The organism is Pseudomonas typographi (assembly GCF_014694385.1).
GTDB lineage: Bacteria > Pseudomonadota > Gammaproteobacteria > Pseudomonadales > Pseudomonadaceae > Aquipseudomonas > Aquipseudomonas typographi.
Genome location: NZ_JAAOCA010000043.1, coordinates 21400 through 38528 on the forward strand (window position 1 = coordinate 21400; position 17129 = coordinate 38528).

Here is a 17129-nt window from a genome sequence, read left to right on the forward strand (position 1 = left end):
ATGTGCCTCATCGGGCGCCCCGGCGTTCAGCGGACGAAAAAAAGCCGGCTTATCGCCGGCATAAGGATTCTGGCGGTTATTTGCCGATGCAAAAACTGGTGAAGATACGCCCCAGTAAATCGTCCGAGGTAAAGGCGCCGGTTATTTCGCCCAAGGCTTGCTGGGCCACCCTGAGGTCTTCAGCCAGTAGCTCTCCCGCGCCCGCCAAGGCCAACTGGCGGTGGCCGTGATCGAGGCTGGCCTGGGCCCGCCGCAAGGCATCCAAATGGCGCCTGCGCGCGCTGAAGCCCCCTTCCGCGGTCTGCTGGTAGCCCATCACGGCTTTCAGATGCTGGCGCAGTAGCTCCAGACCCTGGCCAGGGTGGGTAGCACTGAGGCTCAATGTGGCATGGCCGTCACTGTGCTCCACCAACTGTACAGGCTCGCCAGACAGGTCGGCTTTGTTGCGCACCAGCGTCACTTTCGAAAGCGCAGGGGGGTTGTCCAGGAACTGAGGCCACAACGCAAAAGGGTTGGCGGCCTCCGGGGCGGTCGAATCCACCACCAGCAATACCCTGTCGGCTTCATTGATCGCCTTGACCGCGCGCTGTACGCCGATTTGTTCGACTTGGTCTTCGGTGCTGCGCAGCCCGGCAGTGTCGATAACGTGCAGCGGCATGCCATCGATGTGGATATGTTCACGCAAAATGTCACGGGTGGTGCCGGCGACGTCCGTCACGATGGCCGCTTCCTTACCGGCGAGCAGGTTGAGCAGGCTCGATTTGCCGGCATTCGGCCGCCCAGCGATCACCACGGCCATGCCTTCGCGCAGTAACGCCCCTTGGTTGGCCTGGGTCAATACGCCGGCCAGTTGTGCCTTTACCGCCTCGAGTTGGCGCAGCACGTGGCCGTCGGCCAGAAAATCGATTTCCTCTTCAGGGAAATCGATGGCGGCCTCGACATAGATTCGCAGCCCAATCAATTGCTCGACCAACTCATGCACCCGCTTGGAGAACTCCCCTTGCAGTGAGCGCAGGGCATTGCGGGCGGCTTGCTCAGAGCTGGCCTCGATCAGGTCGGCGATGGCTTCTGCCTGGGCCAAGTCAAGCTTATCGTTGAGGAAAGCCCTTTCGCTGAATTCCCCGGGGTTTGCGAGCCGGCAGCCGCCGGCAATGCAAGCGGCCAGCAGCATGTCCATGACCACAGGGCCGCCGTGGCCCTGAAGTTCGAGCACGTCTTCGCCGGTAAAGGAATGCGGGTTGGGGAAAAACAGCGCCAGCCCTTGATCGATCACTCGCCCGGTGCCGTCGCTTAGGGTGCCGTAATGGGCGTGGCGTGGGCTGAGCCGTTTGCCGGTCAGTGCCTGGCCAAGGCTCGCCGCCAAAGGCCCGGAGACCCGGACGATACCCACACCCGCCCGGCCCTGTGCGGTGGCGATGGCAGCGATAGTGTCCTTTTTCATTGGGAAGGCTCTTTTGTATCGGCAGTTTACGGATAACAAAAACGCCCCTTAGGGGCGTTTTCGCATTGCTGGTGTGACACCACAAAGTCAGGCTTCGGCCTTTTTACTCGCCGCTTCGATTCTGCGGGTGATGACCCACTGCTGCAGGATCGACAACGTGTTGTTGGTGATCCAGTAAAGCACAAGGCCTGCCGGGAACATCAGGAAGAACACGGTGAACACGATCGGCATCAGTTTCATCACCTTGGCCTGCATCGGGTCTGGCGGCGCAGGGTTCAAGCGCTGCTGGATGAACATGGTCGCGCCCATGATGATCGGCAAAATAAAGAACGGATCTTTTACCGACAGGTCAGTGATCCAGAACATCCACGGCACTTGGCGCATTTCGACGCTTTCGAGCAGCACCCAGTAGAGGGCGAGGAACACCGGCATCTGCACGACGATCGGCAAGCAGCCACCCAGCGGGTTGATGCGTTCTTTCTTGTACAGCTCCATCATCGCCTGGGACATTTTCTGGCGGTCGCTGCCAAACTGTTCCTTCAGCGCGGCCAAGCGCGGCGCTACCGCGCGCATCCGCGCCATCGATCGATAGCTTGCCGCCGACAGTGGGAAGAACAGCAGCTTGATCAGCACGGTCAGGCAGATGATCGACCAGCCCCAGTTGCCCAGCAGGCTGTGGATATGTTTGAGCAGCCAGAAGATCGGCTGGGCTATGAACCACAGAAAGCCGTAATCGACGGTCAGCTCCAAGCCTGGGGATAACGCCTTGAGCTTGTCCTGGATTTTGGGCCCGGCATACAGCGTGACCTGGGCCTGTGCCTTGCCGCCAGGGGCCGCAGTCAGGGTAGGGCCGGTGAACCCTACGATGTAATTGCCCTGGCTGTCTTTGCGCGTAGCAACGTTGTTGCTGTCTTGCGGGCTGGGTATCCATGCCGTCACGAAGTAATGCTGCAACCAAGCGACCCAGCCGCCTTGTACGGTTTCCTTGAAGCTGCCCTTGTCGATGTCCTTCATCGCCACCTTTTTGTAAGGCTCCGAAGGTGTCCACAGGGCCGCGCCCAGGTAGGTGGCGGTGCTAGTGGCGGTGCTGGCCGAAGGGTCGGAGCTCGCGTCCCGCTTAAGCTGTGCAAAAACGTTGCCGTTCCATGGTTGTGCGCTTTGGTTGTCCACAAGGTAGGACACCACCACATCGTACTCGCCGCGGTTAAGAGTAAAACGCTTGATGTAGTTCACATCGCCAGCGCTGTACTTCAGGTCGACAACCAGTTGCTCCTGGCCATCGGCCAACCGGTAGCTTTTTTGCTCGCTGCTGTACAGCGGCCGGCCAGAGGCTTGGCCATCCGGGCCGTTGGCGCCTACCAGGCCGCTCTGGCCGATGTACACACGTTCACCACCGTTGTCGAACAACTGGAAGGGCACGTCTGGGCGGTCCTGCTGGCGGGGGTACTCCGGCAGGGTCAGCTGTACGACATCACCGCCCTTGGGGTCAATGGCCAGGTCCAGAACATCGGTGCGGATGTGGATAAGTTCGCCGCTGCTGGCCACTGACGCTGAAGGCGGCGCCGGTTGTGCCGTATTGGGCAGGTCAGAAACCGAGGCGTTGTCCGAAGGTGCCTGGGGCACATCGGAAGGCACTGGTGCCTGGTTGGCCGTAGGGTTGTTCGGCAGCGGTGCCTGGCCATAGTCCTGGTTCCACTTCAGGACCATGGTATAGGCCACGACTGCCAGGGCGACCATCAGGATCGTGCGTTTAATATCCATGATTACTCGGCTATCGAAGAAGTACGAGAAGAAGAAATCGGGGGGACGAGATCGACACCGCCAGGATGCCAGGGGTGGCAGCGGCACAGGCGACGAGCGGCCAGCCAGCCTCCGCGCCACACGCCATGCCGTTCGATGGCTTCAAGCGCATAGCAGGAACAACTGGGGTAGAAACGGCAATGGTTAGCCATCAGGGGGCTAATGGCGTAACGGTAAAACTGGATCGGATACAAAACCAGTTTACGCATTTTGACTTTGTAGCCCCTTCGGTTCGGTATCGACCGGCGTGGCAGTTCGCAATCGCGATAGGCGCTTCCAGAGTTTGCTGAAGTGCTGTTGCAGCTCAGTGTTCTCTGTATCGCCAAGGCCTTTGCGAGCCACGATGACAATGTCCCACCCCGCCAGCTGATGCTGGTGTTGGCGGAACGATTCTCGAATCACCCGCTTGAGTCGGTTCCGCTCCACGGAAAGCTTCACGCTTTTCTTTCCGATCACAAAGCCCAGGCGAGGATGGTCGAGTTGGTTGTCGCGCGCAAGGATCAACAGGTTCTTCCCTGGAACCTTGCCGGTCGGGGAGTCAAAGACCGCCTTGAATTGCCGAGGGAGCAATAAGCGCTTGGCCCGGCTGAAGTCCTGACTCACCTACCTATGCCGAGAATCAAACGGCCAGGCGCTTACGGCCTTTGGCGCGGCGGCGCGACAGAACGGTACGGCCATTCTTGGTTGCCATGCGAGCACGGAAACCGTGGGTGCGGGCGCGCTTGATGGTGCTGGGTTGGAAAGTGCGTTTCATGGGAGGTTACCTGGTTCGTCTACCAGGGCCGGGATGGCCCCTGTTTTTAAGAGACCGGCGATTCTAGAGAAACCCTGCCCGCAGGTCAATTTCCGACCAGTTTTTTCATTCACCCCTGGCTCAGCGGTTTGCGCGACGGATCGGCTTACATAGACAAAATTAAAGACATATAAAAAGCTTTTTGGTTTTTGTTAATACATTTATAGAGCTATCCTCCTGTGGATAACACGCTGCAGCCCGCTTAGAGTGCTGGATGCGTAAAAATTAAGGGTTGTCCACAAGCCTTGTATTAGGTGTGCCACATGTGCGTAAAAGCTGTCGATAAAGCTGTTATTTATCCACAGGTGAATTATCCACAGCATTCCCCTCGGGTTGTCCAAAAGGCTTAAGGGCAGTTATGCACAGGGCTCCTCGAGCGGACTACACGCCTGATTTTGCTGCGTTAAACAGTTTTTTTCGGGGAGGCCCCTTCAGCAGTTGTGGATAAGTTGGCGTAACGCCGGTACAATAACGATCGTTTTTTGGGCGCCCTGGGGCGCTTTATTTTTCAGGGGATATCCGTGTCAGTGGAAATCTGGCAGCAGTGCGTCGAATTGCTTCGCGAGGAGCTGCCTGCTCAACTATTCAATACCTGGATACGCCCGCTTCAAGTGGAAGCCGAAGGCGGAGAATTGCGTATCTATGCGCCTAACCGTTTCGTGCTTGATTGGGTGAATGAAAAATACCTGGGGCGGCTGCTTGAGCTGATGGCCGAGCAGGGTGACGGCTCGGTACCCGCCTTGGCGCTGTTGATCGGTAGCCGGCGCAACCCGGCGCCACGGGCGTCGCTCAATGCGCCTTTGGCGGCTGCAGTGGCGGCGGCGCAGTCGGCCGATTCGGCCCCGGCGCCTGTACAAGCGTCTATCCCTACGCCCGTGCAGCCCGCGCCACAGCCGTCGATATTGGCCGAGGTAGCCAGGGAAGACTCGGCGAACGTCGATACCGAGGTATACGATTCCGCGTCGCCCGGTAAAGGCCGCAATGGGCAACGTAATGTGCAAGTCGAGGGGGCGCTCAAGCACACCAGCTACCTCAACCGCACCTTTACTTTCGAAAATTTCGTGGAGGGTAAATCCAACCAGCTTGCTCGTGCAGCGGCCTGGCAGGTGGCGGATAACCCCAAGCACGGGTACAACCCTTTATTCTTGTATGGTGGGGTGGGCTTGGGTAAAACCCACTTGATGCACGCTGTGGGTAACCACCTGCTCAAGAAGAACCCGAATGCAAAGGTGGTGTACCTGCACTCCGAGCGCTTCGTGGCCGACATGGTCAAGGCGCTGCAGTTGAATGCGATCAACGAATTCAAGCGCTTCTACCGTTCGGTGGACGCGTTGCTGATCGATGATATTCAATTTTTCGCCCGCAAGGAGCGCTCCCAGGAAGAGTTTTTCCACACCTTCAACGCGTTGCTCGAAGGTGGGCAGCAGGTGATATTGACCAGCGACCGGTATCCGAAGGAGATCGAAGGTCTCGAAGAGCGCCTGAAATCCCGCTTTGGTTGGGGCCTTACGGTGGCGGTAGAACCACCAGAGCTCGAAACCCGTGTAGCGATCCTGATGAAAAAGGCCGACCAGGCAAAAGTGGAGCTGCCGCACGACGCTGCGTTCTTCATCGCCCAGCGTATTCGCTCTAACGTACGCGAGCTCGAAGGCGCGCTGAAGCGGGTGATCGCGCATTCCCATTTCATGGGGCGCGAAATCACCATCGAGCTGATCCGCGAGTCGTTGAAGGATTTGTTGGCGCTACAAGATAAACTCGTTAGCGTCGATAATATTCAGCGAACGGTGGCCGAGTACTACAAGATCAAGATTTCCGACCTGCTCTCCAAGCGCCGTTCTCGCTCCGTCGCAAGGCCGCGCCAGGTGGCGATGGCGCTGTCCAAAGAACTGACCAACCACAGCTTGCCGGAAATCGGCGACGTTTTCGGTGGGCGGGACCACACCACGGTGCTGCACGCCTGCCGCAAGATCAACGAACTGAAGGAGTCCGATGCGGATATCCGCGAGGACTACAAGAATTTGCTGAGGACGTTGACCACATGATGCTCATTCGTGCAGCTATTTAAGGCAAAGGACTAGACCATGCATTTCACCATTCAACGAGAAGCCCTGTTGAAACCGCTGCAACTGGTCGCCGGCGTCGTTGAACGCCGGCAGACGTTGCCGGTGCTATCCAACGTATTGTTGATCGTAGACGGGCAACAGCTATCGTTGACCGGCACAGACCTTGAAGTTGAGCTGGTGGGCCGCGTGCAGTTGGAAGAGCCTGCAGAACCGGGGGAGATCACCGTTCCCGCGCGCAAGCTGATGGATATCTGCAAAAGCCTGCCCAACGATGCACTGATCGACATCAAGCTGGACGAGCAAAAGCTGTTGGTCAAAGCCGGCCGTAGCCGTTTCTCGTTATCCACATTGCCCGCCAATGACTTCCCCACGGTCGAGCAGGGCCCTGGCTCGCTTACCTGCACGTTGGAACAAAGCAAGCTGCGCCGGTTGATTGACCGCACCGGCTTTGCCATGGCGCAGCAGGATGTTCGTTACTACCTCAACGGCATGCTGCTCGAAGTAGATGCGGACGTGATCCGTGCGGTTGCCACCGACGGCCACCGCTTGGCAATGTGTGCGATGGAGGCTCACATTGGCCAGGCGGATCGGCACCAGGTCATTGTTCCCCGCAAAGGTATCCTTGAACTCGCGCGCCTGCTGACCGAGCCCGATGGCCAAGTCAGCATTGTGTTGGGCCAACATCATATTCGCGCCACCACCGGCGAGTTCACGTTTACCTCCAAGTTGGTAGACGGAAAATTCCCCGACTACCAACGGGTGCTGCCCAAGGGCGGGGATAAGTTGGTCTTGGGTGACCGGCAGGCGCTGCGCGAAGCATTCAGCCGTACCGCGATTCTTTCCAACGAAAAATACCGCGGCATCCGGTTGTTGCTTGGCAGCGGCCAGCTGAAAATCCAGGCTAATAACCCTGAGCAGGAAGAAGCCGAGGAAGAGATCAGCGTCGATTATAATGGCGAGGGTTTGGAGATTGGCTTCAACGTCAGCTACCTACTCGACGTACTCGGCGTAATGGCGACCGAGCAAGTTCGCTTGGTGCTATCCGATTCCAATAGCAGCGCACTGCTGCAAGAAGCCGGCAACGACGATTCTGCCTATGTCGTTATGCCGATGCGCCTCTGACCCTGACCACTCTTAGATGGCGCTCGGTCGTATCACCGTCACCGCGGTTCGAAACTTGCACCCGGTGACGTTGCTTCCCTCCCCACGCATCAACATTCTTTACGGCGAAAACGGCAGCGGTAAAACCAGCGTGCTTGAGGCGCTGCATATCCTGGGGCTAGCCCGGTCGTTCCGAAGCGCCAGGTTGCAACCGGTAATCCAGCACGAGCAAACGGCCTGCACCGTCTTTGGCCAAATCGATTTGGGTGAAGGGCGCCAGTGCAACCTGGGGGTATCCCGGGAACGCCAAGGAGAGTTCACCATTCGCATCGATGGGCAGAACGCTAAGAGCACAGCCCAACTCGCGGAAATTTTGCCGCTACAACTGATTAACCCCGACAGTTTTCGGCTTCTTGAAGGCGCACCCAAAATTCGCCGGCAGTTTCTTGATTGGGGCGTGTTCCACGTGGAACCTCGGTTTTTACCCACATGGCAGCGCTTGCAGAAGGCACTCAAGCAGCGAAACTCATGGCTGCGCCGTGGTACACTGGACCCCATTTCCCAGGCGGCCTGGGATCGCGAGCTGTGTTCAGCAAGTGAACAGATCGACGAATTTCGCCGGAATTACATCAAGGCGCTCAAACCCGTTTTTGAACAGGTATTGGGCGATTTGGTAGAGCTTGGGGACTTAACCCTCAGCTACTACCGAGGCTGGGACAAGGACAGACCCTTGGCTGAGGTGCTCACGGCATCGCTGCCCCGGGATCAGCAACTAGGCCATACGCATTCGGGCCCACAGCGAGCGGACCTCCGTTTGAAGATAGGGCCCCATAATGCCGCGGACATTTTGTCCCGTGGGCAGCAGAAGCTGGTGGTCTGTGCGCTGCGTATTGCACAGGGGCATTTGGTGAGCCAGGTGCGAAGGGGCCAATGCGTTTACCTGGTAGACGACTTGCCTTCCGAATTGGACGAACGCCATCGGAAGGCACTCTGCCATTTGTTGGAAGATTTGAAGTGTCAGGTGTTCATCACCTGCGTACATCATGAATTGTTGAGCAGCGACTGGCAGGCGGATACGCCAGTGGCCATGTTCCACGTGGAACATGGCCATATTACCCAAGCGCTCGACCGTCGGGAGTAAGGCATGAGCGAAAACCAAACGTACGACTCTTCGAGTATCAAGGTACTCAAGGGCCTCGATGCTGTGCGCAAGCGGCCTGGCATGTACATCGGCGACACCGATGACGGTACCGGCCTGCACCACATGGTGTTCGAGGTGCTGGATAACTCGATTGACGAAGCCCTGGCCGGGCATTGCGATGACATCACCGTCACTATCCACACCGACGAGTCCATCACGGTACGGGACAACGGCCGCGGTATACCGGTAGACATCCATAAGGAAGAAGGGATCTCGGCTGCGGAGGTCATCATGACCGTCCTCCATGCCGGTGGGAAGTTCGACGACAACTCTTATAAGGTATCTGGCGGGTTGCACGGCGTTGGGGTGTCTGTGGTAAACGCCCTTTCTGAATCGCTGCTGCTGACTGTACGCCGGGCAGGCAAGATATGGGAGCAGCTCTACGTACACGGCGTGCCCCAAGCACCGATCAAGGTAGTAGGCGAAAGCGAAACCAGCGGTACGCAGATTCACTTCAAGCCCTCGGCTGAAACGTTCAAGAACATCCACTTCAGCTGGGACATTCTCGCCAAGCGGATTCGCGAGCTGTCCTTCCTCAACTCTGGCGTCGGCATCGTCCTCAAGGATGAACGCTCGGGCAAAGAGGAGCACTTCAAATACGAAGGCGGTTTGCGCGCATTCGTTGAATACCTGAACACCAACAAAACGGCGGTAAACCAGCAGGTGTTCCACTTCAATGTGCAGCGCGAAGATGGCGTGGGTGTGGAAATCGCCCTGCAGTGGAATGACGGCTTCAACGAAAACCTGCTGTGCTTTACCAATAACATCCCCCAACGGGATGGTGGTACTCACCTGGTAGGCTTCCGCTCAGCGCTCACCCGCAACCTGAATAACTACATTGAGCAAGAGGGGCTGGCGAAGAAGAACAAGGTGGCGACGACAGGCGACGACGCTCGGGAAGGCTTGACCGCTATCATTTCGGTGAAAGTACCGGACCCTAAATTCAGCTCGCAAACCAAAGACAAGCTGGTGTCGTCGGAAGTAAAAACCGCCGTCGAGCAGGAGATGGGTAAATACTTCTCCGACTTCCTGCTGGAGAACCCCAACGAAGCCAAGTCGGTGGTCGGTAAAATGATCGACGCTGCCCGTGCGCGCGAAGCCGCGCGCAAGGCCCGTGAAATGACCCGACGCAAGGGCGCCTTGGATATCGCCGGTTTGCCGGGTAAATTGGCAGATTGCCAGGAAAAAGACCCAGCACTGTCTGAACTCTACCTGGTGGAGGGTGACTCCGCAGGCGGTTCGGCCAAGCAGGGGCGCAACCGTAAAACCCAAGCAATTCTGCCGTTGAAGGGTAAGATCCTCAACGTGGAGAAAGCGCGGTTCGACAAGATGATCTCTTCACAAGAGGTCGGCACCCTCATTACGGCCCTGGGTTGCGGTATCGGCCGTGACGAATACAACATCGAAAAGCTGCGCTATCACAACATCATCATCATGACCGATGCCGACGTAGACGGCTCCCACATCCGTACGTTGCTGCTGACCTTCTTCTTCCGACAGTTGCCCGAGCTGGTGGAGCGTGGTTACGTGTATATCGCCCAACCGCCGCTGTACAAGGTCAAGAAAGGTAAGCAAGAGCAGTACATCAAAGACGATGAGGCCATGGAAGACTACATGACTCAGTCGGCCCTTGAAGACGCCAGCCTACACCTGAACGATTCTGCACCGGGCATTGGCGGTGAGCAGTTGGAGCGTTTGGTGAATGATTTCCGCACGGTGATGAAAACGCTCAAGCGTGTGTCCCGGCTGTACCCGCAGGAAATCACCGAACACTTCGTGTACCTGCCGGCGGTATCGCTGGAGCAAATGGCTGACCCTGCCTACATGAACCAATGGCTTGAAAAATTCTCCGCGCGGTTGGCGCGCGCGGAGAAGTCCGGCTTAGTGTACAAGGCGTCGCTGCGTGAAGATCGGGAGCGCAACGTGTGGCTGCCGGAAGTGGAAATCACCTCCCACGGCCTTTCCAGCTACGTCACGTTCAACCGCGACTTCTTCGCCAGCAACGATTACAAAACCGTCACCGCCTTGGGTGCTCAATTGGCCAGCTTGTTGGACGAAGGTGCTTATGTTCAGCGTGGCGAGCGCAAGAAGCCTGTCACAGAGTTCAAGGAAGCCCTCGAATGGTTGATGGCCGAGAGTACCAAGCGCCACAGTATCCAGCGCTACAAAGGCTTGGGCGAAATGAACCCAGACCAACTGTGGGAAACCACGATGGACCCGAACACGCGCCGGATGCTCAGGGTGACGATCGAAGATGCAATCGCCGCGGACCAGATCTTCAACACCCTCATGGGTGATGCGGTTGAACCGCGCCGTGATTTTATCGAGAGTAATGCTTTGGCGGTGTCGAACCTGGATTTCTGATGTGACGCAGGCTCACCCAGGTGAGAACGTCAACACAGCGTAAGAACGGCTTAAACACAAACCCCCCGCTTAAACGCGGGGGCGCCAGCCACTGCGGCCCTACTCGCGCCCGCGCTTTCATTTCGCCCCCGTATTTACCAGCGTTAACCTTCCTACCAGAAAATCCCGAAACGCCGCCACGGCCGACGGCAGTGTTCGCCCCGCCATACTTTGTAGTTCGATCCGGCGCGCTTGAAGCTCAGCGTCGGTGATAGGTAGCGCCCGTAGCTCCTTGTGCTCTATCCGGTTATGTACGGTCAGTTCGCCGGCCAGGCTGATTCCCCCTTCGTCCATCACGAAGCGATAGAGCGTTCCGAAATAGTTGCTGGTAAGCACGGGCTCGAAGTAGAGGCCTTGCACACCGCAGCAGATATCGAACAGTTGGCGCAGGGTGGTATTGGCCATGGGCAGCGCGATAGGGTAAGGCTGCAGCTCGGCCAAGCTAACATGTGCCCGGGTGGCCAGTGGGTGGTTGTTCGAGACGATAGCGTGGATCACCCCCACCGCGGCATACTCCACCTTGATTTCGCGCTCCGGGCTGAGGCTGAAGGTCAGCGCCAAGTCTACTTCGCCCGAGCGCGCTTTGGCCGTGGCTAAGGCAGGCGGGAATACTTCGAGGGTGAAATGAATCCCACCGTAGGCATTGCGAAAGTCGGCAATGGCTTTGGGCAGAAATTCCATGGCGAAACCTTCGGAGCAGGCTATGCGTACCAGCCCCCGCTGCAGCCCATGCAGCTCTTTGATTTCAGAGATCACCTGCAAAGCTTCCAGTTCAGACTTGCGGGCATAGGCGGCCAAGCGTGCGCCAGACTCGCTCAGCACCATGCCCCGGGCACGGCGCTCGAATAACGAGCAGTCCATGTCCCGTTCCAGTTTGGCGACCTGCCGGCTCACTGCCGATGCGGCAACGTTCAGCCGCTGCGAGGCCTCGCTGATAGACCCGCAGCGCACCACTTCCAGAAAGTAGCGCAAGGCGGTTGATTGCACGCCGTAGAGTTGCATGGGCCCTCGAGGTTTGCCTTTTTGGCAATCAAAGCTTCGAAAGAAGGTGCTTGTGGCATTGATACGCTTTGCCTAGGATCCTGTCGAGAGCCAATAAAAGATCCGCACCCCCTTCTTCGCATTTCTGCGACCTCTGCCCTTTGATCCACACTCACTCGCCATGGAGATCACGGCATGGGCATCAAAGGTTTCGCCCGCAGCGCAGTACTGCTGGGCATGTTTTTTTCCACCTTCGCATTCGCTGACAAGGCCAATGACACGCTGGTGTATGCATCCGACAGTGAGCCGGAAAACATCAGCCCCTACCACAATGACCTGCGCGAGGGCGTAGTGCTCGCCCGCCTGGCTTGGGACAACCTGGTCTACCGCGACCCGGATACGGGCGAATACAAACCCATGCTGGCCACCGCTTGGAAACAGGTGGACGACAGCACGCTGGATTTCGATATTCGCCAAGGGGTGAAATTTCAAGATGGCACGCCACTGACCGCGGACGATGTGGTGTTCACCCTCAACTATGTAGTGGCCCCCGACTCCAAAGTGGTCACGGTGCAAAACGTCAGTTGGATCGGCAGTGCCGAAAAACTCGGTGATTTCAAGGTGCGCCTGCACATGAAAAAGCCCTTCCCGCCTGCGCTGGAATACTTGTCTAACGCCGTACCGATATTTCCCAAGGCCTACTTTGAAAAAGTCGGCCTGGCGGGGTACAGCAAGCAACCGATCGGTACCGGGCCGTACAAGGTGGTGTCCGTGGTGGCTGGCGAGGGCGTGACCCTGGTGCGCAATGACGACTACTTCAAAGACAGCCCACAGGGCATGCCCCATATCAAGAACCTGCAGTTCAAGGTGATTCCGGATGCCGAGACCCGTACCGCCGAACTAATGACCGGCGCGGTGGACTGGATCTGGCGCGTGGCGCCGGACCAGGCCGAGCAGCTCAAGCAGATGCCCAACCTGAGCGTGGTCAGCGGTGGCACCATGCGTATCGGCTTCTTGATTCTGGATGCACGTGGGACTTCATCGGAGAATTCGCCAATGAAGAACCTCAAAGTGCGCCAGGCCATCAACTATGCCATCAACCGCGAAGGCCTGGCCTCGCAGTTGGTCGGGGGCGAGAGCAAGCCCCTGCAAGTGGCCTGCTACCCCGCGCAGTTCGGTTGCGACCCCAGCGTTGCCACGGTGTACAACTACGACCCGGCCAAGGCCAAAGCGCTGCTTAAGGAAGCCGGGTACCCGGACGGTTTCGAGACCGAGATCTTTGCCTATCGCGACCGTGACTATGTCGAAGCGATCATCGGCAACTTGCGCGCCGTTGGCATCAAGGCAAACCTGCGTTATCTGAAATACGCGGCCCTGCGCGACCAGCAACGCGGCGGCCATGTGCCTATATCGTTCCAGGCCTGGGGCTCGTTCTCCATTCTCGATACCTCTGCCTCGGCGGGCACCTGGTTCAAAGGCAACCCAGACGACAACATCAAGGACCCGCAAGTGCAAGGCTGGCTGCAGACCGCCGACAACGCCCTGGACCCGGAAGTGCGCAAGGCGAACTACCGCAAGGCCTTGCAGCGCATTAGCGAGCAGGCGTATTGGACGCCGCTGTTCAACTATTCGTTGAACTATGCCTACAACCACGACTTGCAATTCAAGCCGTACCCAGACGAGCTGCCGCGTTTCGTGCTGTCGCGTTGGAACTGACCGCCTGCCCTGCCCGGCTTAAGCGCTGGCCAGGGCCCACCGAGGACATTTGCCATGCTCGGATTTCTCTTGCGCAGGCTTGGCATCGCGTTGTGCGTTGCCGTTACCGTTTCCCTCATCAGCTTCTCGCTGTTGCACCTCTCCGGTGACCTGGCCACCGCCATCGGTGGCCCGGAAGCCAGCAGCGAACAGATCGAACAGATTCGCGTGCAGTACGGCCTCGACAAGCCCCTGGCGACCCAGTACGTGAACTGGCTAGGGGATGTGTTACGGCTGGACCTGGGCAATTCATTCTTTTTTCAGGAGTCAGTCTACAACCTGATTGCTTCGCGCTTGCCTATCACCCTAAGCCTGGGGGCAATGGCGCTGGTCGTTGCGCTGGTGGTGGCGATCCCCTTGGGTGTGCTGGCGGCGGTCAAGCGTGATACCTGGATCGACCGCTTGGCGCTGAGCATCGCTGTGCTCGGCCAAGCCATGCCGAGTTTCTGGTTTGCCCTGATGCTGATTGTACTGTTTGCCGTGACCTTGCACTGGCTGCCGGTGTCGGGCAACGCCACCTGGGCGCATTTTGTAATGCCGGCCATTGCCCTGGGGTATTACGCCACCCCAGCGATCATGCGCTTGACCCGCGCCGGCATGCTGGATGTGCTGGCGTCGGACTACATCCGCACCGCCCGCGCCAAAGGGCTGCGCCCGGGCCGGGTGTTGTTCAAGCACGCGCTACGCAATGCGTTGATTCCGGTGGTGGCCGTGGCCGCGGTGGAGTTCGGTTTTATGCTCGGCGGCTCAGTGGTGATCGAAACCGTGTTCTCGCTCCAGGGTATCGGGCAGTTGGCCTGGGATGCGATTGCCCGCAATGACTTCCCGGTGGTGCAGGCGGTGGTGCTGTTGATCGCGCTGATTTACATCGTTCTGACCCTGTTGGCAGACCTGCTCAATGCCGTGCTCGATCCACGGATTCGAGTGCGTTAGGCCCACACCAGACTACGGGAGGCGCTTATGAGCACCCCAGCTACCCTCGCCATCAATGACTACCTGCCCCCGCCTTCGGGCCTGGGCCGGCGGCTGCGCCATTGCTTCGGCCACCGTGGCTTTGCCCTCGGCGCCGGGCTGTTGTTGTTGATCATCATCGGCGCGGTCTGCGCGCCGCTGCTCGCCCCCCATGACCCCTACGCCCAAGACGTGATGCAACGCATGAAGCCGCCGGTATGGATGGCCAAGGGCACTTGGCAATATCCTCTGGGCACCGACAAGCTAGGCCGCGATTACCTGTCGCGGTTGCTGTTCGGGGCGCGCATATCGCTATTCATCGGCTTGGCCGCCGCCGTGATTTCCGGGCTGATCGGTACGGTGTTGGGGCTGCTGGCCGGGTATTTCGGCGGCAAGGTAGATGCGCTGATCAGTTACCTGATCACCACCCGGTTGGCCATGCCCGTGGTCATGGTGGCCTTGGCGTCGGCGTCGTTGATGGGTGGGTCGCTGAATGTGGTGATCGTGTTGCTCGGCTGCCTGCTGTGGGACCGTTTTGCGGTGGTGGTACGTGCTGCCGTGCAGCAGATACGCGACGCCGAATACGTAGCGGCGGCCCAAGCATTGGGCTGCACCACGCCACGCATCCTGTTCAGCGAAATCCTACCAAACCTGGTGGGCGCGCTGATCGTGGTGGCAACCCTGGAAATGGCCCACGCCATCCTGCTGGAGTCGGCGTTGTCGTTTCTCGGCGTCGGCGTACAGCCGCCGACCCCGTCGTGGGGCCTGATGATCGCTGAGGGTAAGCCCTACATGTTTTTTTCACCCTGGGTGATCGCCATTCCCGGCGTGGCGTTGATGCTGCTGGTGCTGGCCATCAACCTGCTGGGCGACGGCATCCGCGACCTTATCCTGCCTGATGGGCGTAACTAGGAGGCTCGAGCCATGGCGCTTCTGCATGTGGAAAACCTGCGCGTCGATATCCCCCTGGAAGGCGGCACCCTGCACGCTGTGCGCGGGCTGGATTTTGTGGTGGAGCGCGGGGAAATGCTGTGTATCGTCGGTGAGTCCGGCTGCGGCAAATCGCTGACCTCGCTGGCGCTGATGGGCCTGCTACCGCGCAAGGCGCAACGCACGGCAACGCGCCTGAGCCTCGATGGCATCGATTTGCAAGGCCAAAGCGAACGCCAGATGTGCGACTTGCGCGGCAACCGCCTGGCGATGATATTTCAGGAGCCAATGACTTCCCTGAACCCGGCCTACAGCATCGGCGACCAATTGGCCGAAGTGGTCCGCCAGCACAAGAAGCTTAGCCGTGGCCAGGCGTGGGAACGGGCCGGGCAAATGCTGGAAAAGGTTGGCATCAGCAACCCCGCAGAACGTTTACAGCAGTACCCCCACCAACTCTCCGGCGGGTTGCGCCAGCGCGTGGTCATCGCCATGGCGCTGATGTGTGAACCGGATCTGATCATTGCCGATGAGCCCACCACGGCGCTGGACGTGACCATCCAGGCGCAAATCCTGCGGCTGTTGCGCAGTATTCAGCGTGAATTCGGCACCGCCGTGATCTTCATCACCCATGACCTTGGCGTGGTGGCGCGCATCGCCGACCAGGTCGCGGTGATGTACGCCGGGGAAATCGTCGAGGCGGCGCCTGCCGCCGAGCTGTTCGAAAACCCACAGCACCCCTACACACGCGGGTTGCTGGCGAGTATTCCGATTCCCGGGCGCACCCAGCCCGGCCAACCGCTGGGTTCGATCCCCGGGCTGGTGCCCAGCCTGGTGGGCGTGCAACCAGGTTGCGCGTTTCGCAACCGCTGCAGCCAGGCTGTGGATATCTGCGCGCAGCCTGTCGCCGAGCGTGAAGTTGAACGCCATCGGGTGCGCTGTGTGTTCGCCGAGCTGCACCAACAGGCGCCGCTGCGCGCCAAAGGGGGTGGCCGATGAGCCGCGATATCGCCTTGGAGCTGTGCGACATCCGCCGCGAGTTCAGCATTGGCCGCGGGCTGTTCAAACCCCCCGCCACGCTCAAGGCGGTGGACGGTGTTTCGCTGCGCCTGATGCGTGGTGAAACCCTGGGCTTGGTGGGTGAGTCCGGCTGTGGCAAAAGCACCCTGGCGAAGATGCTGCTGGGCCTGCTGGCGCCCAGCAGTGGTGACGTGCTGGTCAATGGCAAGCACCTGACCGCTGCGGACCGCCGGGTGATGGCGCGGCACATTCAGCCGATCTTCCAAGATCCGTACTCGTCGCTGAACCCGCGCAAGACCTTGCGCCAGATCGTCACCCTGCCGTTGATCGTGCATGGCATCGGCACCCCTGCCGAACAACGCCAGCAAGTGGAAACGATGTTCGAAGTGGTCGGCCTGCCGAAACGGGTGATCGACAGCTACCCCGGCCAGTTGTCCGGTGGCCAGCGCCAGCGGGTCGCCATCGCTCGGGCGTTGGTCATGCGCCCGGATGTACTGATCTGCGATGAACCCACCTCGGCGCTGGACGTGTCGGTGCAGGCACAGATCCTTAACTTGCTGCTCGAATTGAAGCAGGCGTTCGGCCTTACCTACTTGCTGATCAGCCATAACCTGGCGGTGATCGAACACCTCGCCGACCGAGTCGCGGTGATGTACCTGGGGCGTATCGTCGAGGAACGCAGCCGCGCCGAGC

Annotated in this window: 15 protein-coding genes; 9 read left to right on the forward strand and 6 right to left on the reverse strand. The window is 59.1% G+C overall.

Going from position 1 to position 17129, the window contains the following annotated elements; genetic code table 11:
• Positions 1–76: 76 nt before the first annotated feature.
• The 5 genes from mnmE to rpmH all read right to left on the reverse strand — a co-directional run bounded on the left by mnmE (position 77) and on the right by rpmH (position 3995).
• A complete protein-coding gene (gene mnmE / locus HAQ05_RS24540) occupies positions 77–1441 on the reverse strand; it encodes a tRNA uridine-5-carboxymethylaminomethyl(34) synthesis GTPase MnmE (RefSeq protein WP_190425907.1) in 1365 nt (454 codons plus the stop codon).
• Between the two features lie 87 nt (positions 1442–1528).
• Positions 1529–3202 carry a membrane protein insertase YidC gene (gene yidC, locus HAQ05_RS24545; protein ID WP_190425910.1) on the reverse strand — a complete coding sequence of 558 codons (1674 nt, stop codon included), beginning with the start codon at positions 3200–3202 and terminating at the stop codon, positions 1529–1531.
• 2 nt (positions 3203–3204) lie between these two features.
• Positions 3205–3450, reverse strand: a complete 246-nt coding sequence (gene yidD, locus HAQ05_RS24550; protein WP_190425912.1) for a membrane protein insertion efficiency factor YidD — start codon at positions 3448–3450, stop codon at positions 3205–3207.
• Positions 3443–3844: a ribonuclease P protein component gene (gene rnpA / locus HAQ05_RS24555; protein ID WP_190425915.1), complete on the reverse strand. Its 402-nt coding sequence runs from the start codon at positions 3842–3844 to the stop codon at positions 3443–3445. The genes yidD and rnpA overlap by 8 nt, the downstream gene beginning before the upstream one ends.
• A gap of 16 nt (positions 3845–3860) precedes the next feature.
• Positions 3861–3995, reverse strand: a complete 135-nt coding sequence (gene rpmH / locus HAQ05_RS24560; RefSeq protein ID WP_043192020.1) for a 50S ribosomal protein L34 — start codon at positions 3993–3995, stop codon at positions 3861–3863.
• A 560-nt stretch (positions 3996–4555) separates the two neighbouring features.
• Between rpmH and dnaA the strand changes: the two genes are divergently transcribed.
• Genes dnaA through gyrB form a run of 4 tightly spaced genes read left to right on the forward strand, consistent with a single transcriptional unit; the run spans position 4556 to position 10763 of the window.
• On the forward strand, positions 4556–6076 hold the full coding sequence (gene dnaA, locus HAQ05_RS24565; protein ID WP_190425919.1) for a chromosomal replication initiator protein DnaA: 1521 nt from the start codon (positions 4556–4558) through the stop codon (positions 6074–6076).
• A 39-nt stretch (positions 6077–6115) separates the two neighbouring features.
• Positions 6116–7219, forward strand: a complete 1104-nt coding sequence (gene dnaN / locus HAQ05_RS24570; protein WP_190425922.1) for a DNA polymerase III subunit beta — start codon at positions 6116–6118, stop codon at positions 7217–7219.
• 16 nt (positions 7220–7235) lie between these two features.
• Positions 7236–8339: a DNA replication/repair protein RecF gene (gene recF / locus HAQ05_RS24575; RefSeq protein ID WP_190425925.1), complete on the forward strand. Its 1104-nt coding sequence runs from the start codon at positions 7236–7238 to the stop codon at positions 8337–8339.
• 3 nt (positions 8340–8342) lie between these two features.
• Complete coding sequence (gene gyrB / locus HAQ05_RS24580; RefSeq protein ID WP_190425926.1) at positions 8343–10763, forward strand: DNA topoisomerase (ATP-hydrolyzing) subunit B; 2421 nt, start codon at positions 8343–8345, stop codon at positions 10761–10763.
• A gap of 117 nt (positions 10764–10880) precedes the next feature.
• Here the strand turns inward: gyrB and HAQ05_RS24585 are convergent, their stop codons facing one another.
• Entirely contained in the window at positions 10881–11804 is a 924-nt protein-coding gene (locus HAQ05_RS24585; protein WP_190425931.1) for a LysR family transcriptional regulator, read from the reverse strand.
• A gap of 174 nt (positions 11805–11978) precedes the next feature.
• On the opposite strand from HAQ05_RS24585, the gene HAQ05_RS24590 reads away from it, so the two are divergent.
• The 5 genes from HAQ05_RS24590 to HAQ05_RS24610 all read left to right on the forward strand — a co-directional run.
• Positions 11979–13499, forward strand: coding sequence for an ABC transporter substrate-binding protein (locus HAQ05_RS24590; protein ID WP_190425934.1), 1521 nt, complete (start codon positions 11979–11981; stop codon positions 13497–13499).
• A gap of 54 nt (positions 13500–13553) precedes the next feature.
• The gene (locus HAQ05_RS24595; RefSeq protein ID WP_190425937.1) at positions 13554–14471 is read left to right on the forward strand and encodes an ABC transporter permease; all 918 of its coding nucleotides are present in this window, start codon (positions 13554–13556) and stop codon (positions 14469–14471) included.
• Positions 14472–14498: 27 nt separating this feature from the next.
• The gene (locus HAQ05_RS24600; protein ID WP_190425940.1) at positions 14499–15401 is read left to right on the forward strand and encodes an ABC transporter permease; all 903 of its coding nucleotides are present in this window, start codon (positions 14499–14501) and stop codon (positions 15399–15401) included.
• A gap of 12 nt (positions 15402–15413) precedes the next feature.
• Positions 15414–16415, forward strand: a complete 1002-nt coding sequence (locus HAQ05_RS24605; RefSeq protein ID WP_190425943.1) for an ABC transporter ATP-binding protein — start codon at positions 15414–15416, stop codon at positions 16413–16415.
• Positions 16412–17129, forward strand: a 718-nt coding sequence (locus tag HAQ05_RS24610) for an ATP-binding cassette domain-containing protein (RefSeq protein WP_190425945.1), incomplete at its 3' end; no start/stop codon positions are given. The genes HAQ05_RS24605 and HAQ05_RS24610, both read left to right, overlap by 4 nt.